23 protein-coding genes and 1 pseudogene are annotated in these 24,535 nt (G+C 66.5%); 17 read left to right on the top strand and 7 right to left on the bottom strand.

Features of this window, described 5'->3' with window-relative positions:
• Window positions 1-4: 4 nt before the first annotated feature.
• The 5 genes and pseudogenes from V0R59_RS25080 to cobG all read right to left on the bottom strand — a co-directional run bounded on the left by V0R59_RS25080 (window position 5) and on the right by cobG (window position 5,213).
• Window positions 5-700 (bottom strand): hypothetical protein, encoded by a 696-nt coding sequence (locus V0R59_RS25080; RefSeq protein WP_330075748.1) that lies wholly within the window; start codon window positions 698-700, stop codon window positions 5-7.
• A 123-nt stretch (window positions 701-823) separates the two neighbouring features.
• A complete protein-coding gene (gene cobJ / locus V0R59_RS25075) occupies window positions 824-2,521 on the bottom strand; it encodes a precorrin-3B C(17)-methyltransferase (RefSeq protein ID WP_330075747.1) in 1,698 nt (565 codons plus the stop codon).
• Window positions 2,521-3,255, bottom strand: a complete 735-nt coding sequence (locus tag V0R59_RS25070) for a precorrin-2 C(20)-methyltransferase (RefSeq protein WP_330075746.1) — start codon at window positions 3,253-3,255, stop codon at window positions 2,521-2,523. The genes cobJ and V0R59_RS25070 overlap by 1 nt, the downstream gene beginning before the upstream one ends.
• Window positions 3,252-3,878, bottom strand: coding sequence for a precorrin-8X methylmutase (locus V0R59_RS25065; RefSeq protein WP_330075823.1), 627 nt, complete (start codon window positions 3,876-3,878; stop codon window positions 3,252-3,254). Before V0R59_RS25065 ends, V0R59_RS25070 begins: the two co-directional genes overlap by 4 nt.
• Window positions 3,871-5,213, bottom strand: a pseudogene (gene cobG / locus V0R59_RS25060) (precorrin-3B synthase). Before cobG ends, V0R59_RS25065 begins: the two are co-directional and overlap by 8 nt.
• A 103-nt stretch (window positions 5,214-5,316) precedes the next feature.
• On the opposite strand from cobG, the gene cbiE reads away from it, so the two are divergent.
• The 16 genes from cbiE (at window position 5,317) to V0R59_RS24980 (ending at window position 21,610) form a co-directional block, all read left to right on the top strand.
• The gene (cbiE, locus tag V0R59_RS25055) at window positions 5,317-6,528 is read left to right on the top strand and encodes a precorrin-6y C5,15-methyltransferase (decarboxylating) subunit CbiE (RefSeq protein WP_330075745.1); all 1,212 of its coding nucleotides are present in this window, start codon (window positions 5,317-5,319) and stop codon (window positions 6,526-6,528) included.
• A complete protein-coding gene (locus V0R59_RS25050) occupies window positions 6,525-7,256 on the top strand; it encodes a cobalt-precorrin-6A reductase (RefSeq protein ID WP_330075744.1) in 732 nt (243 codons plus the stop codon). Before cbiE ends, V0R59_RS25050 begins: the two co-directional genes overlap by 4 nt.
• A gap of 72 nt (window positions 7,257-7,328) precedes the next feature.
• A complete protein-coding gene (locus V0R59_RS25045; RefSeq protein ID WP_330075822.1) occupies window positions 7,329-7,766 on the top strand; it encodes an NfeD family protein in 438 nt (145 codons plus the stop codon).
• A 34-nt stretch (window positions 7,767-7,800) separates the two neighbouring features.
• Window positions 7,801-8,655 (top strand): SPFH domain-containing protein, encoded by an 855-nt coding sequence (locus V0R59_RS25040; protein WP_330075743.1) that lies wholly within the window; start codon window positions 7,801-7,803, stop codon window positions 8,653-8,655.
• A gap of 150 nt (window positions 8,656-8,805) precedes the next feature.
• Window positions 8,806-9,192, top strand: a complete 387-nt coding sequence (locus tag V0R59_RS25035) for a DUF2946 domain-containing protein (RefSeq protein ID WP_330075742.1) — start codon at window positions 8,806-8,808, stop codon at window positions 9,190-9,192.
• Window positions 9,193-9,242: 50 nt separating this feature from the next.
• Window positions 9,243-9,716 carry a copper chaperone PCu(A)C gene (locus tag V0R59_RS25030; RefSeq protein ID WP_330075741.1) on the top strand — a complete coding sequence of 158 codons (474 nt, stop codon included), beginning with the start codon at window positions 9,243-9,245 and terminating at the stop codon, window positions 9,714-9,716.
• Between the two features lie 20 nt (window positions 9,717-9,736).
• Window positions 9,737-10,156, top strand: a complete 420-nt coding sequence (locus V0R59_RS25025) for a DUF2946 domain-containing protein (protein WP_330075740.1) — start codon at window positions 9,737-9,739, stop codon at window positions 10,154-10,156.
• 81 nt (window positions 10,157-10,237) lie between these two features.
• Window positions 10,238-12,316 (top strand): TonB-dependent copper receptor, encoded by a 2,079-nt coding sequence (locus V0R59_RS25020; protein ID WP_330075739.1) that lies wholly within the window; start codon window positions 10,238-10,240, stop codon window positions 12,314-12,316.
• Window positions 12,317-12,365: 49 nt separating this feature from the next.
• On the top strand, window positions 12,366-13,733 hold the full coding sequence (locus V0R59_RS25015; protein WP_330075738.1) for a PepSY-associated TM helix domain-containing protein: 1,368 nt from the start codon (window positions 12,366-12,368) through the stop codon (window positions 13,731-13,733).
• Between the two features lie 177 nt (window positions 13,734-13,910).
• A complete protein-coding gene (cycA, locus tag V0R59_RS25010) occupies window positions 13,911-15,323 on the top strand; it encodes a D-serine/D-alanine/glycine transporter (protein WP_330075737.1) in 1,413 nt (470 codons plus the stop codon).
• 215 nt (window positions 15,324-15,538) lie between these two features.
• Window positions 15,539-16,804 carry an urea ABC transporter substrate-binding protein gene (urtA, locus tag V0R59_RS25005; protein ID WP_330075736.1) on the top strand — a complete coding sequence of 422 codons (1,266 nt, stop codon included), beginning with the start codon at window positions 15,539-15,541 and terminating at the stop codon, window positions 16,802-16,804.
• Window positions 16,805-16,921: 117 nt separating this feature from the next.
• A complete protein-coding gene (urtB, locus tag V0R59_RS25000; RefSeq protein WP_330075735.1) occupies window positions 16,922-18,418 on the top strand; it encodes an urea ABC transporter permease subunit UrtB in 1,497 nt (498 codons plus the stop codon).
• Window positions 18,418-19,497 carry an urea ABC transporter permease subunit UrtC gene (gene urtC, locus V0R59_RS24995; protein WP_330075734.1) on the top strand — a complete coding sequence of 360 codons (1,080 nt, stop codon included), beginning with the start codon at window positions 18,418-18,420 and terminating at the stop codon, window positions 19,495-19,497. The genes urtB and urtC overlap by 1 nt, the downstream gene beginning before the upstream one ends.
• Window positions 19,494-20,345 carry an urea ABC transporter ATP-binding protein UrtD gene (gene urtD / locus V0R59_RS24990; RefSeq protein ID WP_330075733.1) on the top strand — a complete coding sequence of 284 codons (852 nt, stop codon included), beginning with the start codon at window positions 19,494-19,496 and terminating at the stop codon, window positions 20,343-20,345. The genes urtC and urtD overlap by 4 nt, the downstream gene beginning before the upstream one ends.
• A gap of 10 nt (window positions 20,346-20,355) precedes the next feature.
• Window positions 20,356-21,054 carry an urea ABC transporter ATP-binding subunit UrtE gene (urtE, locus tag V0R59_RS24985; RefSeq protein ID WP_330075732.1) on the top strand — a complete coding sequence of 233 codons (699 nt, stop codon included), beginning with the start codon at window positions 20,356-20,358 and terminating at the stop codon, window positions 21,052-21,054.
• Between the two features lie 34 nt (window positions 21,055-21,088).
• Window positions 21,089-21,610 (top strand): GNAT family N-acetyltransferase, encoded by a 522-nt coding sequence (locus V0R59_RS24980; RefSeq protein WP_330075731.1) that lies wholly within the window; start codon window positions 21,089-21,091, stop codon window positions 21,608-21,610.
• 111 nt (window positions 21,611-21,721) lie between these two features.
• On the opposite strand, the gene V0R59_RS24975 is transcribed toward V0R59_RS24980, so the two are convergent.
• Both V0R59_RS24975 and cbpA read right to left on the bottom strand, forming a co-directional pair.
• The gene (locus tag V0R59_RS24975; RefSeq protein WP_330075730.1) at window positions 21,722-22,024 is read right to left on the bottom strand and encodes a chaperone modulator CbpM; all 303 of its coding nucleotides are present in this window, start codon (window positions 22,022-22,024) and stop codon (window positions 21,722-21,724) included.
• Window positions 22,025-22,026: 2 nt separating this feature from the next.
• On the bottom strand, window positions 22,027-22,995 hold the full coding sequence (cbpA, locus tag V0R59_RS24970) for a curved DNA-binding protein (RefSeq protein WP_330075729.1): 969 nt from the start codon (window positions 22,993-22,995) through the stop codon (window positions 22,027-22,029).
• A gap of 160 nt (window positions 22,996-23,155) precedes the next feature.
• Here cbpA and V0R59_RS24965 point away from each other — a divergent pair, with 160 nt between their 5' ends.
• On the top strand, window positions 23,156-24,421 hold the full coding sequence (locus V0R59_RS24965; RefSeq protein ID WP_330075728.1) for an Hsp70 family protein: 1,266 nt from the start codon (window positions 23,156-23,158) through the stop codon (window positions 24,419-24,421).
• Window positions 24,422-24,535 lie beyond the last annotated feature (114 nt).

Here is a 24,535-nt window from a genome sequence, read left to right as displayed (position 1 = left end):
TCGATCAGATCGGGTAGTCCATGATCCGCGACACCGCGCGATCACCCAGGCGCTGCTCGACGATGTCGCGGGTCCGCGCATAGACCTGGCTGTTGAACGACAGGGCGGCCGTGCTGCGATAGGTGGCCGAGGTGTTGCTGTCCCAGTCGAACAGCAGCACGTCGACATCTTCACGACGCACGGTGCGCTGGATCGCACCGAGGGCCATGACCACCTCGCCGTCCTTGGTCTCGATGCACGAGGCCACGCCGACCATGACGTTGGACTGCTGATACAGGTTGCGCTTGAACACGGTCAGGGCCTGCTCGTCCTTGCCCAGGCCGGCGATGGCATGCTCCGCGAGCAGGCTCAGCGCCTGGACCAGCGGTCCGCCCTGGAGCAGGCTGCCGGCCGCGGCCTGCACGGCCTTGACCGCGACATTGGCGAGGGTGAGCGATTGCTCGGTGCTGCTTTCCTTTTCATAGGTGCGCTGGGCCACGGACCAGCCGCAGTCGCTCATGGCTTCGAGGAAATAATCGAACCAGGCTTCGCTGAGGGTGAGCTGGTTGTGTCGCTTGTTGGCGACGAGACTGGCGAACAGGTAGCTGTTCTTCGCGTCCTGGCGATTCTGCGCTGACATGCCGGCGCCGAAGGCCAGCAGGGAGCTCTCAACCACGGCGGCGGAGCTGAGGGACAGGGTTTCGTTGCTGTTGTCGGTCATTGCAAGATCCTTTCTCGGTGATCCCTCCGGAAGGAGGGAACGCCAAGGTAAGTCGCAATGCCGGCGAGGTCAGGAACGAAACCTTTCCCCGCCGTTCCTGGTTTTGCCAGGCAAACCGTGGACTCAGGTGGCTGGATACCAGCGCGGCGTGTAGACCCACTCGCCGCCGTCGGCACGGGGGAAGGTGCGGGTGGTGGAGGACCCGACCAGGACCATGGTGCGCATGTCGACCATCTCCGGCACAAGCTCGCCCAGCGTCACCACCTTCAGCGACTGTCCGGGCCGGGCGATATCGCGTCCCAGCACCACCGGGGTCGCGGCATCACGGTGCCGGCGCACGATGTCCAGGGCCTGGCCCAGCTGCCATGGCCGGGCGCGGGAGATCGGGTTGTAGAAGGCCATGGCCAGGTCAGCCTGGGCGGCCAGGTCGAGGCGCTTCTCGATGATCGACCAGGGCTTGAGGTTGTCCGACAGCGAGATCACGCAGAAGTCGTGCCCCAGCGGCGCACCGGCCTGCGCCGCAGTGGCCAGCGAGGCGGAGATGCCCGGGAGCATTTCCAGCTCGACCCGGTGCCAGGCCGGATCGCTCGACGCCTCCAGTGCTTCCAGGACCGCCGCGGCCATGGCGAACACGCCGGGATCGCCGGACGAGACCACGATCACCGAACGCCCCTGTGCCGCCAGCTCGAAGGCGTGGCGGGCGCGTTGCAGTTCCTCACGGTTGTCGGTGCAGTGCAGCACCTGGTCGGCACGGAACGGCCCGGCCATGCGTACGTAGGTCTCGTAGCCCAGCACATCGTTGGCCCGGGCCAGTTCGGCCTTGACCGCCGGTGCCATCAGCTCGGCAGCGCCAGGGCCGAGGCCGATCACCGCGACGCGGCCACGGGCGCGACCGATGCGCTGCGGATCGATCGGCTCGGCGGCCACGGCAATCGCCAGGCCCTCGCCCACCGCCTGCGGCGCCAGCAGTTGCGGCAGCGCCTGGGCCGCCAGGGCACTGACCGAGGCCTGTGCCGAGGCGAAGCGCAGCGGCACGCCCAACTCGGCAGCCGCCGCGTGCAGGGCCGGGTCGGCCATGTCTGCTTCACTGGCGAGCAGGCAGGCCAGCGAAGCCTCGGCGATCTTCGCCTGGTGCAATGCCCCGCGCACCGCCTCGGCCAGAGCCGGAACACTGGTATCGACCGCCACCAGCACGCAGCGCGGATGGATCAGCAGTTCATTGGCCGCCGCCTCACGTTCGCCACAGCCGACGCGGATGGTCAGTTGCGCGTCATCGCGCTGCGGCAGGTGAGCTTCGTCCAGCCACGGTGCCGCGCCTTCGATGCGCACGCTTTCACCCGCCAGCAGGTCGGAAACGAAGCGCTTGCCCAGCTCCAGGTCGGCCAGGGCGTAGCCGCTGGGCGGATTGAGCAGGCAGGTGCCGAAGCGCAGCTCACCGCTGGTGGTGATCGCCGCGGCAACGCCCAGCCCGGCGGCGATTTCCCGGGCCATGAAGTTCACCCCACCGAGCCCGCCCAGCAACGGCACCACCGCGCTGCCGTCCTCGGCCACCGCCAGTACCGGCGGTTCGGCGCCCTTCTCCAGCAATACACTGGCGAGGCTGCGGATGACGATGCCGGCAGCGCACAGGGCAATGATCGGCGTGTCCTGCTGGTAGAGCTGGCGCAACGTGGCGCCGAACTCCGCATAACTGCGATCGACACCCTCGACCCGGCCGGCCAGGCCGTGGATCAGGGCATCGGGGTAGAAACGCTGGATTTTCCGGGCGGTGTCAAGGCTGCCCTTGCCAAGCACGACAATGGCGGGTGCGCGTCGGGTCATCAGCCTTGCCACCTTTCGCCGGGAACGATGATCAGCGAGAAGTACGGCGACGACTGCGGGTCCACCTCATCCAGCGCGACGATCTTCTGGTTGGCCATGGTCGCCCGCTCGACGTACAGCGCGCGGCCGTCCAGGCCCAGCTCGGAAAGCACCTCGCGGACCTTGGGGAAGTTGCGCCCCAGCTTCATGATCACCGCTGCATCGGCGTCGGCCAGGCGACGCTTGAGTTCGTCATGGGGCAGCACGCCGGAGAGCACCGACAGGCTCTGGTTGCGGTACACCAGTGGCGCACCGAGCACCGAGGCGCCCCCGAGCATCGAGCACACGCCGGGAATCACTTCGGCGTCGTAGCGTTCGGCGAGGCGGTCGTGGAGGTACATGTACGAGCCGTAGAAGAACGGATCGCCCTCGCAGATCACCGCCACGTCGCGACCGGCATCCAGGTGCTCGGCGACGCTGACGGCGGCTTCGTCGTAGAAGTCGCTGATCATCTGCTCGTAGGACAGCGGCGCCGGCAGCGCTTCGGTCGTCACCGGGTAGACCAGCGGCAGCAGGGTCTGCTCGCTCTGCAAGTGCTGCTCGATGATGCCGAAGGCGTTGCCGCGCTTGCCCTTGGCGACGAAGTACGCCACCACCGGCGCTTCGCGCAGCAGGCGCAAGGCCTTGAGGGTGATCAGTTCAGGATCGCCGGGACCAACGCCCAGGCCCAGCAAACGTCCGCGAGCCTGCATCATTCCACCTCCGTGGCGAGGGCGTTGACCGCCGCGGCAGCCATGGCGCTGCCGCCAAGGCGACCTTCGACGATGACGAAGGGCACGCCCCGGCTGTCTGCCGCGAGCATCGCCTTGGATTCGGCGGCGCCGACGAAGCCCACCGGGAAGCCGAGGATCAGCGCCGGTTTCGGGGCGCCGGCATCGATCATCTCCAGCAGGTAGAACAGCGCGGTCGGCGCGTTGCCGATCACCACCACGCTGCCTTCCAGGTACGGCCGCCACAGCTCCAGGGCCACCGCCGAGCGGGTGTTGCCCAGCTCTTTTGCCAGCTCCGGCACGCTCTCGTCGCGCAGGGTGCAGATCACTTCGTTGTTGGCCGGCAGGCGCGCGCGGGTGATGCCTTCGGCGACCATGCGTGCGTCGCAGAGAATCGGCGCCCCGGCGGCCAGGGCATCACGCCCGGCCTTGCCGGCACCGGCGGAGAACTGCAGGCGGTCCACCACCTCGACCATGCCGCAGGCATGGATCACCCGCACCGCGAGCTTTTCCAGGTCGGGCGGAATCCGCTCCAGGCGGGCCTCCTGGCGGATGATGGCGAAGGAGTTGCGATAGATCTCCTGGCCGTCGCGGATGTAATCAATCATCGAGGGGGCTCCGTGGCGGGCGTCCAGCGTGGCGCCCGCTTCTTCCAATGTCAGGTTGCGCCCGGCGAGGGTGCCGGGGCCCGGCTGCGCCGGGTCGTGAAAATACAGGTCGTAGCGTCCGGGGCCGACCGCCAGCAGGGTGCTCGGCGCGGTATGGGCCATGGCGCAGGAACGCTTGCAGCCGCTCAGGTGGATGCCCGCCACCGGGCCGCGGCGACGCAGGCTGGCTGCCAGTTGCACGGCATCGGCCTTGGTGTCGGCCTGGGCCTTGGCACAGCCGGCCGATCCGGTGCAGGCGACCACGCCGGCAAGCGGCGCGGCGGCGTCGGCGACCAGCCCGAGACAGGCAAGGCCGGCCAGCACGCGCTCGGCCTGGGCGCTCGCCACGTTGGGCAGCAGCACGCTCTGCCAGGGCGTCATGCGCAGGCTGCCGTCGCCCAACTCCCGGGCCAGCGCGGCAACGCCACGCAGTTGCCGGGCGCTGAGGCGACCGAGTGGCGCCATGGCGCCGACCGCGACCCGCCCTTCCTGCCGCTGGGGGTAGACACCCAGGTGCAGCGCCAGGTCACGTCCGCGGCGGCGCCATTCGAGTACCGCGGCGTCGCGACGCAAGGCCAGCGGCAGGCCGGCAAGGAAGGTGTCGACGCCGATCGTGCCGAGCAACTGGCGCATGCGCGACTGGCCGCTATCGGCCAGATCGAGGAAACGCGCCAGCACCCCGTGCACCAGGGCCAGGCCCTGCGCCAGCGGTACCGCACCCAGCGGTGCGTCATGCCCGGGGCAGCCGGCCAGGCCGAAGGCCAGCCACAACTGGTCGTCCAGGTGCAGGGGCGAAAGCCAGAGATCGTGGGGATGCCAGAGCATCGCCATGTCCTCGCCACCGTCCAGCTGCACGGAGAACTTGGCCGAGAGCTCATGGAAGCGCGGCGTGGTCTGCAGCAGATCGAGAATTCGCGCGCCCAGCGCCCGGGTGTCGAACAGCATCGCCGGATCGAAGCCGGCGGCGGGGCTGAGCATCAGGTTGCGCACATCGTCGCCGGCTGCCTCCCGCGGGCCGAGACCGGCGCCGAGCAGTTGCGCGACCAAGCCTTGGTGATCGTCGCCGACGCCACGGATCTGCAAGTTGCTGCGGTTGGTCACCTCGATCACGCCACCGGCGAAACGCTCGGCGGCCGCAGCCAGTGCCTCGGCCTGGTCGGCTTCGAGATGGCCGGCGTCGAGCTTGATCCGCGAGATGCCGCCATCCAGCGCCTGGACGATGCGCCACAACCCCGGGCAGGCCGAGGGGCGAATGGCAGGAGCGGGCCGGGACTGGTTCAAGGGGTCACCCGTCAATCGTCAAAAGGCGTTGGTGGTCGCGAAGGCGCGGTATTATGCCTGCTTTGCCCGGCGGCGGGCCAAGCCTGCCGGTCGGATTGACCTGGAAAAGAGGAACGGCATGGCGCCCTGGTTGACCATAGTTGGAATTGGCGAAGACGGCTTCAGCGGCCTCGGCAAGCAGGCCCGCCGCGCCTTGCTCGGTGCCGCCAAGGTGTTCGGCAGCCCGCGCCAGCTCGACCTGCTGCCCCATTGCCTGAAAGCCGAGCGCCTGGCCTGGCCCAGCCCGTTCTCCCTGGCCGGGGTCCTGGCGCTGCGCGGCGAGCCGGTATGCGTGCTGGCCAGCGGCGATCCGATGTTCTACGGCGTCGGTGCCAGCCTGGCGCGGCAGGTGCCGGCCGCGGAGCTGAATGTGCTTTCCGCGCCCTCGTCCTGCGCCCTGGCCGCCGCGCGTCTTGGCTGGCCGTTGCAGGACGTGGTGATCCTGTCCGTGGTCGCGCGCCCGCTGGCGCAGTTGAATGGCCACCTGTACAGCGGCCAGCGCCTGCTGGTGCTGTGCAACGACGGCAGCAGCCCGGCAGCGATCGCCACGCTGCTGCGCGAATGCGGTTTCGGCCCCAGCCGCCTGCACGTCCTGGAACACCTGGGCGGCGCAGCCGAGCGCCATGTGCAAGGCACCGCCAGCGACTGGAACGTCGACAGCGTCGCCGACCTCAACCTGCTCGCCATCGAATGCCTGGCCGATGCCAGCGCACCACGCCTGTCGCCTCTGGCCGGACTGCCGGACAGCGCCTTCCGCCACGACGGCCAGATCACCAAGCGCGATGTCCGCGCCATCACCCTCGCCCGCCTCGCCCCGCGCCCGGGCGAACTGCTCTGGGACGTCGGTGCCGGCAGCGGCTCGATCGGCATCGAGTGGATGCGCGCCCATCCGTCCTGCCGCGCCCTGGCGATCGAAGCCGACGAGGGGCGCCAGCAATTGGTCGAATTCAACCGCGACGCCCTCGGCGTGCCCGGGCTGCACCTGGTGCGCGGCCGTGCCCCGGAGGCCCTGCACGGGTTGGAACGGCCGGACGCGATCTTCATCGGTGGCGGAGTCACCGTTCCCGGTGTACTGGAACACTGCTGGGAACAACTGCGCCCGGGCGGGCGCCTGGTGGCCAACGCGGTCACCCTGCAAAGCGAAGTGCGCCTGATGGACTGGCGCGAGCGCCATGGCGGCGAGCTGACCCGCATCCATGTGGCCCAGGCCCAGCCCCTGGGCGGCTTCGACACCTGGCGCCAGGCCCTGCCGATTACACTCCTGGAAGTGTTCAAGGACGCCGAGGCATGAGCCGGCGCATCCTGCTGCTCGGAGGCGTCGCGGAAGCCCTGCGCATCGCCCGCCAGCTGGGCCCGGAGCACATCTATAGCCTCGCCGGCATCGGCCGCGTGCCGGACGACCTCGCCTGCCGCGTACGCGTGGGCGGCTTTGGCGGCGCCGAGGGCCTGGCCGCCTTCATCCAGGACGAAGGCATCGACCTGCTGGTCGACGCCACCCATCCCTATGCCGCGCGAATCAGCGCCAACGCGGCCCGCGCCGCCAGCCTGGCAGGCGTTTCCTGTTGGGCCCTGCGTCGTCCGGCCTGGACGCCGCAACCCGGCGACGACTGGCGCGAGGTGCACGACTGGAGCGGACTGATCGAGGCACTGCGCCCGTTTCGCCGCCCGCTGTTCACCCTCGGCCGCGAGCCGCTGCAGCATCTCGACGAAATCCCCCCGGAGCAGTTCTGGACCCTGCGGGCCCTCGAAGCCTGCCCCGGCAATGTGCGTTGCGAAGTGATAGGCGCCCGCGGGCCCTTCCTGCTGGAAGATGAACGCAGCTTGTTCGAACGCCGGCAGATCGACGTGCTGGTCAGCAAGAACAGCGGCAGCGGCGCCACCGAACCCAAGCTGCAGGTAGCCCGTGAACGCGGCATTCCCGTGCTGATCCTCGCCCGTCCCGAACTGCCTGACGTCGACCGCCATTTCGCCGACCCGGCCAGCCTGCTGGCGGCGCTGACCGACGGAAACGCCCGGTAATCCACCCGGGTATTGCCAATACCCGGGCAAGCGTTTCCAATGCGTGATCCCCTCCCACGCAAGGCTGCGATTATGGAACTGCAATGGTGGATCTGGCTGGTGCTGGGCTTCGGCCTGATCCTGCTGGAACTGGTGCTGCCCACCTTCTTCATCATCTGGTTCGGAATCGGTGCCGTGGCCGTCGGGGTGATCGCCGGGCTATGGCCGGGGCTGAGCCTGGCCAGCGAGCTGATCATCTGGGTGGTGCTGTCGTCGCTGACCGTGGCCCTGTGGTTCAAGGTGTTCAAGCCGCGCAAGGCTGACAACCGCTGGACCGCGGACGAGGTGATCGGCGAGGTCGGCCTGCTGGTGGCGCCGGTCTCGGAATTCCAGAAGGGCCGCGTGCGTTTCCAGAAGCCGATCCTCGGCAACGAGGAATGGACCTGCATCGCCGGCGCCGACATCGCCGCCGGCGAGCGGGTGCGCATCCTCGCCATCGAAGGCAACACCGTACGGGTCGGCAAGGCCTGACCTGCATCCCCGGGACATCAACAAAGGAACTGTCATGACCAGTCTGATCATTACCGCAACCATCGCCCTGTTCGTCCTCGTCACGGTGTTCAAGGGCGTGCGCATCGTGCCCCAGGGCGAGGAATGGATCGTCGAGCGCCTGGGGCGCTACCACACCACCCTCAAGCCGGGCCTGAACATCCTCATTCCGTACATGGACGTGGTGGCCTACCGCCTGCCGACCAAGGACATCATCCTCGATGTGCAGCAGCAGGAAATCATCACCCGCGACAACGCGGTGATCGTCGCCAACGCCCTGTGCTTCGCCAAGGTGGTCGACCCGCAGAAGGCCGCCTACGGCGTCGAGAACTACACCTACGCGGTCACCAGCCTGACCATGACCGCGCTGCGCGCCATCGTCGGCGCCATGGACCTCGACGAAGCGCTGTCCAGCCGCGAGCAGATCAAGGCGCGCCTGCGCGAGGCAATGTCCGAGCAGACCGAGGACTGGGGCATCACCGTGCGCTCGGTGGAGATCCAGGACATCAAGCCATCGCCGAACATGCAGGCGGCCATGGAGCGCCAGGCGGCGGCGGAGCGTGAGCGTAAAGCCGACGTGACCCGCGCCGAGGGCGCCAAGCAGGCGGCCATCCTCGAAGCCCAGGCGCGGCAGGAATCAGCGAAGCTGGACGCCGCGGCCCAGGTGAACCTGGCGGAAGCCTCGGCCCAGGCCATCACCCTGGTGAAGAATGCGGTGGGCACCGATGTGACGCCGGCGATGTACCTGCTGGGTGAGCGCTACATCAATGCCATGGAGAACCTGGCGGGCAGCGACAACGCCAAGATGGTGGTGTTGCCGGCGGACCTGCAGGAGGCTGTGAGAGGGATGCTGGGCCGGACCAAATCCTGAAGCTGACCAAGGACCTTGTGGGAGCGGGTTCACCCGCTCCCACAAGGTTACGTGTCAACCCGCCTGCGGCACTTCATCGCACCCCCATTTTTTACATCCCCCGGATCTTCTGGCTAAATAGCCACCATTCGAATCCCAACGGGTCACCCCATGTCCTCCAACCGGCTCGCCTACGCCTGGATCGCCTGCTTCGCAGTGCTGTTCAACCTGCTGGCGATGCCGATGTCCGCGTCCGCCGCCAAGGCGCCCGCCGACCAGTTGCTCTGGGGCGCCTTCTGCTCCACCGGCGGCACCAAGCTGATCGCCGTGTCCATCGGCCAGATCGACCCCGGCCAGGGCAACGACGAGCATGCCGTCATGCAGCATTGCTGGTGCTGCTCCGGCGCCGCGCCGACCCTGGCCCTGCCCGGTACCCCCGCGCAACTTACGCTGCCCGAACACACCCTGGCCAGCACTCTCGACGCGCAACACCCCGCGCCGCCCACCCCCCGCGAGCGCTGGCCCGCACTCAATCCCCGCGCCTCCCCTTCGGTCTGATTCACCTACGCTCTTACACGCGCACAATCTGAATCGACCGGAGATATCCCATGCTCAAGAACGTCATGCTGCTGGCCGCCCTGCTGCTGCCCGCCACCTTTGCCAGTGCCCACGAATACAACGCCGGCAACCTGCATATCGCCCACCCATGGTCGCTGGAACTGCCGCCCAACGCGCCCAACGTCGCCGCCTACTTCGTCATCGACAACAAGGGCGCCGAGGCCGACCGCCTGCTCAGCGTCGACACCCCGATCAGCGATCGCTCGGAACTGCACGAGCACGTGATGAACGGCGATGTGATGCGCATGCAGCAGGTGCCGAACGTCGTGGTCCCGGCCCATGGCCAGGTCACCTTCAGCCCCAGCGCCTACCACGTGATGATCATGCAGCCCAAGGACCGCAGCCTGCTCTCCGACGGCAAGCGCTTCCCGCTGACCCTGCACTTCGAGAAAGCCGGTGACGTCACCGTCGAAGTGGCGGTGCAGAAACAGCCGCCGGAAGGGACCGCCGCCCACCAGCATTGATCCGCTGAACGCCGCGCGCCATGCGCTTCGCCCGCCCTGCCCGGCACCGGCCACCGCGTCCTGACTCCAGGAGCAGACGCGCGGGCTGGCTGAGCCTGTTCGCCATGCTGATGATCTTCATCGGACCGCTGGTTTCCCAGTCGATGCCGATGGATCACAGTGGCTCCATGCCGATGGGCATGGAGATGGACATGGGCGGCGGCCATCACGGCGACAGCCACCATGGCGGCGATGCCTCGATGCATGTGATGTGGGAGAAGTGCGGCTATTGCAGCCTGTTCTTCCACTGCCCGGCCTTGCCGCAACAACTGAGCCTGCTCAACAGCGAAGCCATTCCGACCAGCCGCCAGTTCATCGCCCACCCGCGCCAGGGCCCGCCACGCCGGGCGTTCTTCCCTGGGGCCCGCAGCCGCGCGCCACCTTCCGCTTCGATCGCCTGACACCCTGACGACCCGTGCTTCGCGAACGGCCCCTTGCCGTGCCCGCGTGCACCCTCATGACCGATCGATGTTGGAAAACCTATGTCCAGCTCTACCCCTGTCCATCGTTTGTCCCTGCGCGGGACCATCGCACTGCTTTGCGGCAGCCTGCTTGCCCCGGTCGCCCTGGCCGCGGAAACCGGCCACGAAGGCCATGACCACGACAACGCGGAACTCAGCCCGACGGTGATCACCGCCGTGGCACCCAGCTCGCCGCTGACCATCGTCACCAACCCCAAGGACCCACGCCAGCCGGTCCCGGCCAGCGATGGCGCCGACTACCTGAAGACCATCCCCGGCTTCTCGGCGATCCGCTCCGGCGGCACCAATGGCGATCCGGTGCTGCGCGGCATGTTCGGTTCGCGCCTGAACATCCTCACCAACGGCGGCGTGATGCTCGGCGCCTGCCCGAACCGCATGGACGCCCCGACCTCCTACATCTCGCCGGAAACCTACGACCGCCTCACCGTGATCAAGGGCCCGCAGACCGTGCAATGGGGCCCGGGCGCTTCCGCCGGGACCATCCTCTTCGAGCGTGAACCGGAGAAGTTCGGCGAGCTCGGCACCCGGGTCAATGCCAGCCTGCTGGCCGGCTCCAACGGCCGCTTCGACAAACTGCTGGATGCTGCAGCCGGCGGTCGCGAAGGCTATGTACGCTTCGTCGGCAACCAGTCGCGCTCCGATGACTACAAGGACGGCCATGGCGACACCGTGCCGTCGAAGTGGGACAAGTGGAACGGCGATGTCGCCGTCGGCTGGACCCCGGACAGCGACACCCTGCTGGAGCTCACCGCCGGGCGCGGCGACGGCGAGGCTCGCTACGCCGGACGCGGCATGGACGGTTCGCAGTTCAAGCGCGAAAGCCTCGGCTTGCGCTTCGAGAAAGCCAATATCGGCGAGGTCTTCGACAAGATAGAGGCGCAGGTCTACTACAACTACGCCGACCACGTGATGGACAACTACAGCCTGCGCACGCCTTCTGGCACCGGGATGATGGCCGGCCCCATGGCCGCCAATGTCGACCGCCGCACCCTCGGCGCGCGCATCAAGGGCACCTGGCGCTGGGAGGACGTGACGCTGGTCAGCGGTATCGACGCGCAGACCAACGAACACCGCCAGCGCAGCAGCATGGGGGTCAACACCTACGGCAACCTGCCCTGGACCAAGGACGCCGACTTCCACAACTACGGCGTGTTCGGCGAGCTGACCTGGGAACTGGACAGCCAGGACCGCCTGATCAGCGGCGCCCGCCTGGACCGCGCCTCGGCCAAGGATTTCCGCCAGCGCATCGGCTCGGGGATGATGAGCATGCCCAACCCCACCGCCGGCGACACCCGCGCCGACACCCTGCCCAGCGGCTTCGTGCGTTACGAGCACGATCTGCTGGATATTCCCGCCACCACCTACGTCGGCCTGGGTCACGCCCAGCGCTTCCCCGACTACTGGGAGCTGTTCTCGCCGACCTCCGGCCCGGCAGGCTCGGTCAACGCCTTCGATTCGATCAAGCCAGAGAAAACCACCCAGCTCGACTTCGGCATCCAGTACAAGACCGAGACCCTGGAGGCCTGGGCCTCCGGCTACATCGGCCAGGTGCGCGACTACATCCTCTATGACTACCGTGGCGGCGCCAACGTGTCCCGCGCCGACAACGTCGATGCGCGGATCATGGGCGGCGAGATGGGTGTGGCCTACCAGCTGACCTCCAACTGGAAAGCCGACGCCACCCTGGCCTACGCCTGGGGCAAGAACAGCAGCGACGGCTCGGCGCTGCCGCAGATGCCGCCCCTGGAAAGCCGCCTCGGCCTGACCTACAGCGAAAGCGACTGGAGCGCCGGAGCCCTGTGGCGCCTGGTTTCCGCGCAGAACCGGGTCTCGGAGAACTACGGCAACATCGTCGGCAAGGACTTCGACAAGTCCGGCGGCTTCGGCGTGTTCTCGCTCAACGGTGCCTACCGCGTGACCAAGAACCTCAAGCTCAGCGCCGGCGTCGACAACCTGTTCGACAAGAACTATGCCGAGCACCTGAACCTGGCGGGCAACGCCGGCTTCGGTTACTCCGGCACGGAAACGGTGAACGAGCCGGGACGCACCTTGTGGACCAAGGTCGACCTGAGTTTCTGATCCAGCCAGGGCGCGGCCGCTGGCCGCGCCCCTCATTCGGGAGCCTTGCATGAGCAAGCCATCGTTTTCCTTCTACAACCTGGCCTGGCGCTGGCATTTCTACGCCGGGCTGTTCGTAGCCCCGATCATGATCGTGCTGGCGGTCACCGGGATCATCTACCTGTTCAAGCCGCAGCTGGATCCGTTGATGTACCGCTCGCTGATGATGGTCGAGGCCGGGCATCACAAGTACCCGGCCGATCACCTGCTGGCCCAGGTGCAGGCGGCGTATCCGGGCAGCGCGATCAGCCAGTACCTGCCGGCGCCCGCCGCCGATCGCAGTGCGCAATTCGTGGTCACGCGCGACGGGCAGGAACTGAATGTGTTCGTCGATCCCTACAGCGGCAAGGTGCTGGGCGAGCAGGATGCCAAGGGCAACCTGCAAGCCGTGGCCCGGGCGCTGCACGGCGAACTGATGGTCGGCACGGTCGGCGACCGCGTTGTGGAACTGGCCGCTGGCTGGGGCATCGTCCTGGTCGTCTCCGGGTTGTACCTGTGGTGGCCACGGGGCGGGCGTTTCGCCGGGGTGTTCTGGCCGCGGATGAATGCCCGCGGGCGCCTGCTGTGGCGCGACCTGCATGCGGTCAGCGGCTTCTGGGGTTCGCTGGTCCTGCTGTTGATGCTGCTCAGCGGCATGACCTGGACCGGCTTCTGGGGCAAGCAGTACGCCGACCTGTGGAATCGCTTTCCGGCGGCCATGTGGAACGACGTGCCCACGTCGGACCAGGAAGCCCGCACCTTGAACAACGCGGCGCGGCAGACGGTGCCGTGGGCGGTGGAAAACACGCCGCTGCCGGCGTCCGGCGGCGCCCATGCCGAGCACCAGGGCCATATGCACATGGACAGCGGTCCGGCGGCGCCGCAAGTGAGCCTGCAGCAGGTCGAGGACATCGCAACCGCTCGCAGCGTCGAACCCGGCTACAGCATCACCCTGCCGAAGACCGCCAGTGGCGTGTTCACCATCGCCGTGTTCGCCGACGACCCGCGCAACGACGCCACCCTGCATGTCGACCAGTACACCGGCAAGGTCCTGGTGGACGTGCGCTGGAAGGACTACAGCCCGGTAGCCCGTGCCACGGAGCTGGGGGTGATGCTGCATGAAGGCAAGATGTTCGGCGTGGTCAACCAGATGCTGATCCTGCTGATCTGCCTGATGGTCCTGCTCGGTTCGCTGAGCGGCCTGGTGATGTGGTGGAAACGCCGTCCCCAGGGCGGCCTCGGTGTTCCACCGCTGCGCCACGACCTGCCACGCTGGAAGACCGCGACGGTGGTGATGGTGGTGCTGGGGGTGGCGTTTCCGCTGGTAGGGATCTCGATGCTGGTGGTGTGGGGGCTGGACCGGGTGTTCGGCAAGCGCCTGCTGGTGGCGCGGGCCTGAAAACGGCACTGCCCTTGTGGGAGCGGCGTTCCGGTGAACCCGCTCCCACATCAAGCGCTTCAAAACAGGGCATTCCCCTAAAGTCGAGTCATCTTGTCGCGTCTACCCCGCGGATTCCCGTGATAGCCTAGCCGCCGCTTCACATACAAGAAGACTGCGATTTATGGAATGCATGCAATGAATCAAGACATTACTAAGGACGGGCAGGAGCATCACCTGCAACGCAACCTCACCAACCGCCACATCCAGCTCATCGCCATCGGCGGGGCCATCGGTACCGGCCTGTTCATGGGCTCGGGCAAGACCATCAGCCTCGCCGGCCCGTCGATCATCTTCGTCTACATGATCATCGGCTTCATGTTGTTCTTCGTCATGCGGGCGATGGGCGAGCTGCTGCTGTCGAACCTCAACTACAAGTCCTTCATCGATTTCTCCGCCGACCTGCTCGGCCCCTGGGCCGGCTACTTCACCGGCTGGACCTACTGGTTCTGCTGGGTCATCACCGGCGTCGCCGATGTGATCGCCATTGCCGGCTACACGCAGTTCTGGTTCCCCGACCTGCCGCAGTGGGTCCCGGCGATCCTGTGCGTCGGCGTGCTGCTGTCGCTGAACCTGATCACCGTGAAGCTGTTCGGCGAGATCGAGTTCTGGTTCGCCATGATCAAGATCATCGCCATCGTCGGCCTGATCGGCACCGGCCTGTACATGATCATCAGCGGCTTCCAGTCGCCCTCCGGCAGCACCGCCAGCCTGGGCAACCTGTGGAATGACGGCGGCATGTTCCCCCATGGCCTGATGGGCTTCTTCGCCGGCTTCCAGATCGCCGTGTTCGCCTTCGTCGGCATCGAACTGGTGGGGACCACCGCCGCCGAAGCCAAGGACCCGGAGCGCACCCTGCCACGGGCGATCAACTCGATCCCGCTGCGCATCATCATGTTCTACGTGTTCGCCCTGATCGCGATCATGGCCGTGACCCCATGGCGTGACGTGGTGCCGAACAAGAGCCCGTTCGTCGAGCTGTTCATCCTCGCCGGCCTGCCGGCTGCCGCGGCGGTGATCAACTTCGTGGTACTGACCTCGGCCGCCTCCTCGGCCAACAGCGGCGTGTTCTCCACCAGCCGCATGCTCTTCGGCCTGGCCCAGGAGGGCGATGCACCGAAGGCCTTCGAGAAGCTGTCGAACCGTGACGTGCCGGCCAACGGCCTGTACTTCTCCTGCACCTGCCTGCTCCTCGGCGCCGCGCTGATGTACGTGATTCCGGACCTGATGGAGGCCTTCACCCTGGTGACCACCGTCTCGGCGATCCTGTTCATGTTCGTCTGGTCGCTGATCCTGCTGTCCTGGCTGACCTACCGCAAACAGCGCGCGGCGCTGCACGCGGCGTCGAAGTACAAGATGCCGGGCGGGCGCTTCATGTGCTGGGCGTGCCTGGTGTTCTTCGCCTTCATCCTGGTCCTGCTGAGCTTCGAGGCCGATACCCGCCAGGCGCTGATGGTCACCCCGATCTGGTTCGTGATCCTCACCGTGACCTACCAGTTCGTGCGCAGCCGTCGCCAGCCGCGCAGCCACATCAGCTCGACGCAACGCTGATCCCCGCCCCGCCAGGCCGTTGCGCACCATCAGCGCGCAACGGCCTGCACCGTGCCTCCGTCCTGGGCTCCAGGGCGGTGCACGCATCGCTCACAATCCGCTGAAACCCTTGTTCCAGAGCCTGTACACAATCCGGCACAGCCCTTGCTATCGCTCTATCCGCGCAGTCGCCATTTGCCTTACCGCCAAATACGAACTCAACGGAGAGAGCACCCATGAAGCGTCGCAGTCTGATCAAGGCCTTTACCCTCAGTGCATCCATCGCCGCGATGGGCCTGAGCTGGACTATCCAGGCCGCCGAGACCATCAAGGTCGGCATCCTGCATTCCCTGTCCGGGACCATGGCGATTTCGGAAACCTCGCTGAAAGACATGGCGCTGATGACCATCGAACAGATCAACGCCAAGGGCGGGGTCAACGGCAAGATGCTCGAACCGGTGGTGGTCGACCCGGCCTCCAACTGGCCGCTGTTCGCCGAGAAGAGCCGCCAGTTGCTGACCCAGGACAAGGTCGCGGTGGTGTTCGGCTGCTGGACCTCGGTGTCGCGCAAGTCGGTGCTGCCGGTGTTCGAGGAACTCAACGGCCTGCTGTTCTATCCGGTGCAATACGAGGGTGAGGAAATGTCGCCGAACGTGTTCTACACCGGCGCGGCGCCGAACCAGCAGGCGATCCCGGCGGTGGAATACCTGATGAGCGAGGATGGCGGCGCGGCCAAGCGCTACTTCCTGCTGGGCACCGACTACGTCTATCCGCGCACCACCAACAAGATCCTGCGCGCTTTCCTGCACTCCAAGGGCGTGGCCGACAAGGACATCGAAGAGGTCTACACCCCGTTCGGCCACAGCGATTACCAGACCATCGTCGCCAACATCAAGAAGTTCTCCGCCGGCGGCAAGACGGCGGTCATCTCCACGGTCAACGGCGACTCCAACGTGCCCTTCTACAAGGAGCTGGCCAACCAGGGCCTGAAGGCGACCGACGTGCCGGTGGTGGCGTTCTCGGTGGGCGAGGAAGAATTGCGCGGCATCGACACCAAGCCGCTGGTGGGCCACCTGGCCGCGTGGAACTACTTCGAGTCGGTGGATAACCCGGTCAACACCCAGTTCGTCAGCGACTGGAAAGCCTACGCCAACGCGAAGAACCTGCCAGGCGCCGACAAGGCGGTGACCAACGACCCGATGGAGGCCACCTATGTCGGCATCCACATGTGGGCGCAGGCCGTCGAGAAAGCCGGCAGCACCGATGTCGACAAGGTCCGCGAAGCCCTTGCCGGACAGAGCTTCAAGGCGCCGTCGGGCTTCACCCTGACCATGGACAAGACCAACCACCACCTGCACAAGCCGGTGATGATCGGCGAGATCCAGGATGACGGGCAGTTCAACGTGGTCTGGGAAACCGAGCAGCCACTGCGGGCGCAGCCGTGGAGTCCGTTCATTCCGGGCAATGACAAGCGTCCGGATTATGCGGTGAAGGGCAACTGATCCCCTGAAGGCAACACCGCTGGCAGGCCACCCGCGATCCCTGTGGGAGCTGGCTTGCCAGCGATGAGGCCCTCAAGAACACCGCACCTCCCTCTACCAGAAAAGGGACCCCGCTCCATGCCCAAGGCCCTCTACCACCTCCTGCTTTGCCTGTGCCTGCTGCTGCCCCTCGCCGCACACGCCAGCGAAGCCGAATACTTCGCCACCGCCAAGCCCAACGACCAGGCCCGCCTGCTCCAGGACTGGGCGGCACAACCCGATCCCGGCCGCCTGCCGCTGCTGACGGCCTTGCAGCAAGGCCGCCTGCCCGACAGCGAGCGCAAGCTGCGCCTGAACAACCGCCTGCGCGGGCTGGTGGACAACGCCCTGGCCAGCCATCAACTGCTCAGCAGCGACGCCAACCTGCGCCTGCAAGCCGCGCAACAACTGCAGAAGAGCGCGCAACCGGCCCAGGTCGCCTTCCTCGACCGCCAGTACGCCCAGGAGAAAGACGACAGCGTCCACGCCGCCCTCGGCCTGGCCCTGGCCAACCTGCAACTGGCCGCCGCCGAACCTTCGGTACGCCTGGCTGCCGTGCGCCTGCTCGGCGAGACCGGGGACCCCATGGCCCGCACCCGCCTCGAAGCCCTGCTCGACCCCGCCGTGGAAAGCGACGCCGGCGTGCGTACCGCCGCGGAAACCAGCCTGGCCCAGGTCAAGCGCAAGCTGCTGCTGGGCGAACTGCTCGGCCAGGCCTTCAGCGGCCTCTCCCTGGGCTCGATCCTGCTCCTGGCCGCCCTCGGCCTGGCCATCACCTTCGGCCTGCTCGGGGTGATCAACATGGCCCATGGCGAGATGCTCATGCTCGGCGCCTACAGCACCTACGTGGTGCAGGTGCTGATCCAGCGCTACGCCCCCGGCGCCATCGAGTTCTACCCGCTGCTCGCACTGCCGGTGGCCTTCGCCGTCAGCGCCGGGGTCGGCATGCTCCTGGAGCGCACGGTGATCCGCCACCTTTACGGGCGACCACTGGAAACCCTGCTGGCGACCTGGGGCATCAGCCTGATCCTGATCCAGGCCATCCGCCTGTTCTTCGGCGCGCAGAACGTCGAGGTGGCCAACCCGGCCTGGCTGTCCGGCGGTATCCAGGTACTGCCGAACCTGGTACTGCCCTGGAGCCGCATCGTGATCATCGGCTTCGCCCTGTTCGTCGTGCTGCTGACCTGGCTGCTGCTGAACAAGACCCGCCTGGGCCTCAACGTGCGCGCCGTCACCCAGAACCGCAACATGGCCGCCTGCTGCGGCGTGCCCACCGGGCGCGTGGACATGCTCGCCTTCGGCCTCGGCTCGGGCATCGCCGGCCTCGGCGGCGTGGCCCTGAGCCAGATCGGCAACGTCGGCCCCGACCTCGGCCAGAGCTACATCATCGACTCCTTCCTGGTGGTGGTGCTCGGCGGCGTCGGCCAGCTCGCCGGCAGCCTGTGGGCCGCGTTCGGCCTGGGCATCGCCAACAAGCTGCTGGAACCGCAGATCGGTGCGGTGCTCGGCAAGATCCTCATCCTTGCGCTGATCATTCTGTTCATCCAGAAGCGTCCGCAAGGCCTGTTCGCCCTCAAGGGACGGGTAATCGACTGATGAACCAGCCACTGCTTGTCACCGCCACGCAAAAAGCCGGACCGCGGCTGTCCCTGGCCATCGGCGCCATCGTCCTCGCCGTGCTGGTCGCCCTGCCACTGCTGTCGCTGCTGCCCGACGGCCATGCCCTGCAGGTCTCGGCCTACACCCTGACCCTGGTGGGCAAGATCCTCTGCTATGCCATCGTCGCCCTGGCCCTGGACCTGGTCTGGGGCTACGCCGGGTTGCTCTCCCTCGGCCACGGCCTGTTCTTCGCCCTCGGTGGCTACGCCATGGGCATGTACCTGATGCGCGAAGCCGCTGGCGACGGCCTGCCGGCGTTCATGAGCTTCCTGTCGTGGAGCGAACTGCCCTGGTACTGGGCCGGCACCCAGCATTTCGCCTGGGCCATGTGCCTGGTGGTGCTGGCACCGGGACTGCTGGCCCTGGTGTTCGGCTACTTCGCCTTCCGCTCGCGGATCAAGGGCGTGTACTTCTCGATCATGACCCAGGCCCTGACCTTCGCCGGCATGCTGCTGTTCTTCCGCAACGAGACCGGCTTCGGCGGCAACAACGGCTTCACCAACTTCCGCACCCTGCTCGGCTTCGACATCACCGCCCAAGGCACCCGCGCGGTGCTGTTCCTGCTGACCGTGGCACTGCTGGCGGGCAGCCTGTATGTGGGCTGGCGCCTGGCACGGAGCAAATTCGGCCGGGTGCTCACCGCCTTGCGCGACGCGGAAAACCGCCTGATGTTCTGCGGCTACGACCCGCGTGGTTTCAAGCTCTTCGTCTGGGTCCTCAGCGCCGTGCTCTGCGGCCTGGCCGGGGCGCTGTACGTACCGCAGGTGGGCATCATCAACCCCAGCGAGATGTCGCCGACCAACTCCATCGAAGCCGCCGTGTGGGTTGCCCTTGGTGGCCGTGGCACGCTGATCGGCCCGCTGCTCGGCGCCGGCCTGGTCAATGGCATGAAGAGCTGGTTCACCGTGGCGTTCCCGGAGTTCTGGCTGTTCTTCCTCGGCGCGCTGTTCATCCTCGTCACCCTGTACCTGCCCAAGGGCGTGGTCGGCCTGCTGAAGAAAAGGGGCGAACAATGAGACTGCCGTCGATCCATCCCGAGTTCATGCTCGAACCCATTCTCGACGCGGGCAGCGGCCGTGACGCCATCGGCCTCGGCCAGGTGGTCGGGCCCGGCCTGGACGCACGCCACGGCACGGTGCTGACCCTGGAGGACATCCATGTCAGCTTCGACGGCTTCAAGGCCCTGACCGCGCTGAACCTGTACATCGGCGTCGGCGAGCTGCGCTGCATCATCGGCCCCAATGGCGCCGGCAAGACCACCATGATGGACGTGATCACCGGCAAGACCCGCCCTACCAGCGGCAAGGCCTGGTTCGGCGACACCCTCGACCTGACCCGCATGAGCGAGGTCGAGATCGCCCAGGCCGGGATCGGCCGCAAGTTCCAGAAGCCCACGGTGTTCGAGGCGCTGACGGTGTTCGAGAACCTGGAGCTGGCGCAGAAGACCGACAAGTCGGTGTGGGCCTGCCTCGGTGCCCGTCTCAGTGGCGAGCAGCGCGACCGTATCGACGAGGTCCTGGCCACCATCCGCCTCGACGCCTCGCGCCAGCGCCCGGCGGGGCTGCTGTCCCACGGGCAGAAGCAGTTCCTGGAGATCGGCATGCTGCTGATGCAGGACCCGCAGTTGCTGCTGCTCGACGAGCCGGTGGCGGGCATGACCGATGCCGAGACCGAGTTCACCGCCGAACTGTTCAAGCGCCTGGCCGGCAAGCACTCGCTGATGGTGGTGGAGCATGACATGGGCTTCGTTGGCAGCATCGCCGACCATGTCACCGTGCTGCACCAGGGCAGTGTGCTGGCCGAAGGGTCGCTGGAGCAGGTGCAGGCGGATGATCGGGTGATCGAGGTTTATCTGGGAAGGTAAGGACAACAACATGCTGAAAATCGATTCCCTGCATCAGTACTACGGCGGCAGCCACATCCTGCGCGGCCTGTCCTTCGAAGCGAAGATCGGCGAAGTGACCTGCCTGCTCGGTCGCAATGGCGTCGGCAAGACCACCCTGCTGCGTTGCCTGATGGGCCTGGTGCCCGCCAAGGAAGGCAGCGTCAGTTGGGAAGGCAAGGCCATCACCGCACTCAAGCCGCACCAGCGGGTCCAGGCCGGCATCGCCTACGTGCCCCAGGGGCGCGAGATCTTCCCGCGCCTGACCGTCGAGGAAAACCTGCTGATGGGCCTGTCGCGCTTCGGCGCCAGCGAGGCGAAGAAGGTCCCGGAATTCATCTACGAGCTGTTCCCGGTGTTGCTGCAGATGAAGCAGCGCCGTGGCGGCGACCTCTCCGGCGGCCAGCAGCAACAGCTGGCCATCGGCCGCGCCCTGGCCAGCCGACCGCGCCTGCTGATCCTCGACGAGCCCACCGAAGGCATCCAGCCCTCGGTGATCAAGGAGATCGGCGCGGTGATCGGCAAGCTGGCGGCCCGCGGCGACATGGCGATCCTGTTGGTGGAACAGTTCTACGACTTCGCCGCCGAACTGGCCGACCAGTACCTGATGATGTCCCGTGGCGAAATCGTCCAGCAGGGCCGTGGTGAAAACATGGAGGCCGAAGGTGTGCGCGGGCTGGTAACCATTTAATCTGGCGGCCTGCCCCAGCCTGTGGATAACCACCATGCCTCACACCCTCCGCGACGCCGTGCCTGCCGACCTGCCGGGCATCCGCGACATCTACAACGACGCCGTGCTCAACACCACGGCGATCTGGAACGAGCAGCCCGTGGACCTGGCCAACCGCCAGGCCTGGTTCGACGGGCGCGCAGTGCAGGGTTACCCGATCATCGTGGCCGTGGATGAGACTGGAGAAGTCGCCGGGTACGCTTCGTTCGGTGACTGGCGGCCGTTCGAGGGTTTTCGCCATACCGTGGAGCATTCGGTGTATATCCGTGCCGACCAGCGCGGGCATGGTTTGGGTCTGAGGCTGATGGAGGCCCTGATCGGGCGGGCTCGCCAGTGCGACAAGCATGTGATGGTGGCGGCGATCGAGAGCGGCAATGCGGCCTCGATCCGCCTGCACGAAAAGCTCGGGTTCAAGGTGACCGGGGAGATGCCGCAGGTGGGGGTGAAGTTCGGGCGGTGGCTGGATCTGACCTTCATGCAACTGGTGTTGAATCCGGGGGCTGTTCCTCCAACGTAGGTGCCGCTAGAGCGGACCTTGTGGGAGCGGGTTCACCCGCGATTGCGATGGTGAGCCCACTGCCGCAATCGCGGGTGAACCCGCTCCCACAGGGTCCGTGATGTTCTTGAATTACTGCACGAACCGCCCCAACCGCTGGCGAAGCATATCGTTCTCACTGCGCAACTGCCGCACTTCCTCCAGCAACTCCAGCGCCAGCGCCACCCCTTCCCATTCCAGCTCCAGCTCCGCGTGCAGCCGCGCCGCACGCTTGGCCAGCACCGGCGAACGGTCGTCGAACAACCAGTCCTCCGGCGTTCGCCCTGAAGGTTCAACGATGCCGTGTTCGACGATTTCCATCACGCAGTCGGCCGTGAGATCGGCTTCCTGGCAGAAGGTACGCATGTCCAGCTGAACGATCAGGGTGCTACTCATGGTCACTTACTCCATTGAGTTCGCGGGTTGAACCCGGCCTTCTCCGACAGTTTGCTCCACAGTTCACGGGTGGCGGCGTCCGACTGGGCCGGCATCACCACCTTCAGTTGCGCGTACAGGTCGCCGCGCTGGCCCTGCTTGTTGGCCAGGCCCATGCCCTTGATCCGCAGGCGCTGGCCGCTCTGGCTGTCCGGACGGATGGTCAGGTTGACCTTGCCGGTCAGGGTAGGCATTTCCACCTTGGTGCCCAGCGCCGCTTCCCACGGTGCCAGGGGCACGGTGATGATCAGGTCATGACCTTCGACATCGAACAGCGGATGAGGTGCGAAGCGGATCACCAGGTACAGGTCGCCGTTCGCCCCGCCACCCACGCCCGGCGCGCCCTGGCCCTTGAGGCGGATGCGCTCGCCGTCGGTCACTCCGGCGGGGATCTTGACGTTGAGGGTCTTGGTCGTGTCGCCGGTGCGCTGGCCCATGGCGTTGTGCTGGGGCACCTGGAAACTGATCTTCTTCGACTCGTTGGACAGGGTCTCTTCGAGGAACACCGCCAGTTCCATTTCCACGTCCTGACCTCGCCGACCGGCACTGCGCTGCTGTTGAGCGCGACCGAACGGATTGCCGTTGCCGCGACCGGCCGATCCGAAGATCGAGCTGAAGAAATCGGAGAAGTCACCGCCGCCACCGAAGCCACCGCCGCCCGCGCCGCCACGGCTTTCCCAGCCCGGCGGTGCCTGGAACGGCCGGCCGTGCTGGCCGCCGTACTTGCGGATCTCGTCGTACTCGGCGCGCTTGGCCGCGTCGCCCAGCACTTCGTAGGCCTCGTTGGCCTCCTTGAACTTGTCCTCGGCGTCACGCTCTTTGCTGACGTCCGGGTGATACTTGCGCGCGAGCTTGCGGTAGGCGGTCTTGATCGCCTTGTCATCCGCCGTCGGCTCTACGCCAAGGATCTTGTAATAGTCTTTGAAATCCATCTAAGGAATCACCATCGGTTGAAATGCACTGCCTGTGAAGATTGGGGTAGAGCATAGCCTTTCAAGACCGCCAAGGGTTTGTCGCCAGACAGATAATCGGTCTTGATTCTGTCCACGGCTGGCATAAACTGCGCGGCCGTTTTTCCCCGGAACCGCTTCCATGACTCATGCATCCCCGGCCCGTGCCTGTGGTATCGACTTCGGCACGTCAAACTCCACCGTCGGCTGGCACCGCCCCGGCGAAGAGACCTTGATCGTCCTCGAAGACGGCAAGATCACCCTGCCGTCGGTGGTGTTCTTCAATATCGAGGAGCGCCGCCCGGTGTACGGTCGCCTGGCCCTGCACGAATACCTGGAAGGCTACGAGGGGCGTCTCATGCGATCCCTGAAAAGCCTGCTCGGTTCCAAGCTGATCAAGCACGACACCAGCGTGCTGGGCACCGCCCTGCCGTTCAAGGACCTGCTGGGGATGTTCATCGGCGAGCTGAAGAAACGCGCCGAAGCCAACGCCGGCCGCGACTTCGAGCAAGTGGTGCTGGGCCGCCCGGTGCATTTCGTCGACGACGACCAGGCCGCCGACCAGGAGGCCGAGGACACCCTGGCCGAAGTGGCGCGCAAGATCGGCTTCAAGGACGTGTCCTTCCAGTACGAGCCGATCGCCGCGGCCTATGACTACGAGTCCGGCATCGAGCGCGAGGAGCTGGTACTGATTGTCGACATCGGCGGCGGTACCTCGGACTTCACCCTGATCCGCCTGGCTCCCGAGCGGCACATGCTCGACGACCGCCAGGACGACATCCTCGCCACCGGCGGCGTGCATATCGGCGGGACCGACTTCGACAAGCAACTGAGCCTGCAAGGCGTGATGCCGCTGTTCGGCTATGGCAGCCGGATGAAGAGCCAGGCGCTGATGCCCACCAGCTACCACCTCAACCTGGCCACCTGGCACACCATCAACTCGGTGTACTCGCAGAAATCCCAGCTGGCCCTGGGCAGCATGCGCTACGACATCGAGGACACCCTGGGCATCGACCGCCTGTTCAAGCTGATCGAGCAGCGCGCCGGGCACTGGCTGGCGATGGAAGTGGAAGCCACCAAGATCGAGCTGACCCATGAGCAGAACCGCCTGGTGGACCTGGGGCGGATCGAGAAGGAACTGAGCGTCGACCTGACCCGGGCGCTGTTCGAGCAATCCATCGACAACCTGCTGGAGCGGGTGCGCGGTAGTGTCGATGAACTGCTGCTCAAGGCCGGCGTGGGTGTGGAACAGGTGGACACGGTGTTCTTCACCGGCGGTTCCAGCGGCATCCCGGCACTGCGCCAGAGCGTGGCGGCGATGCTGCCGAAGGCGCGGCACGTGGAAGGCAACATCTTCGGCAGCATCGGCAGCGGGCTGGCGATCGAGGCTCGCAAGCGCTACGGCTAAGACTCTTGTGGGAGCGGGTTCACCCGCGATTACGGTATTGAATCCAAGAAAGCAAACGCGGGGGAAACCGCACCCACACAATACGTGTAACGCGCCGTCCCATCCGACCCCCTC

It is taken from the genome of Pseudomonas ulcerans, assembly GCF_036324125.1.
In the GTDB taxonomy this organism is placed as follows: domain Bacteria; phylum Pseudomonadota; class Gammaproteobacteria; order Pseudomonadales; family Pseudomonadaceae; genus Aquipseudomonas; species Aquipseudomonas ulcerans.
Note: the sequence above shows the minus strand (reverse complement) of the source record. Positions and strands in the feature narration are given on the sequence as shown.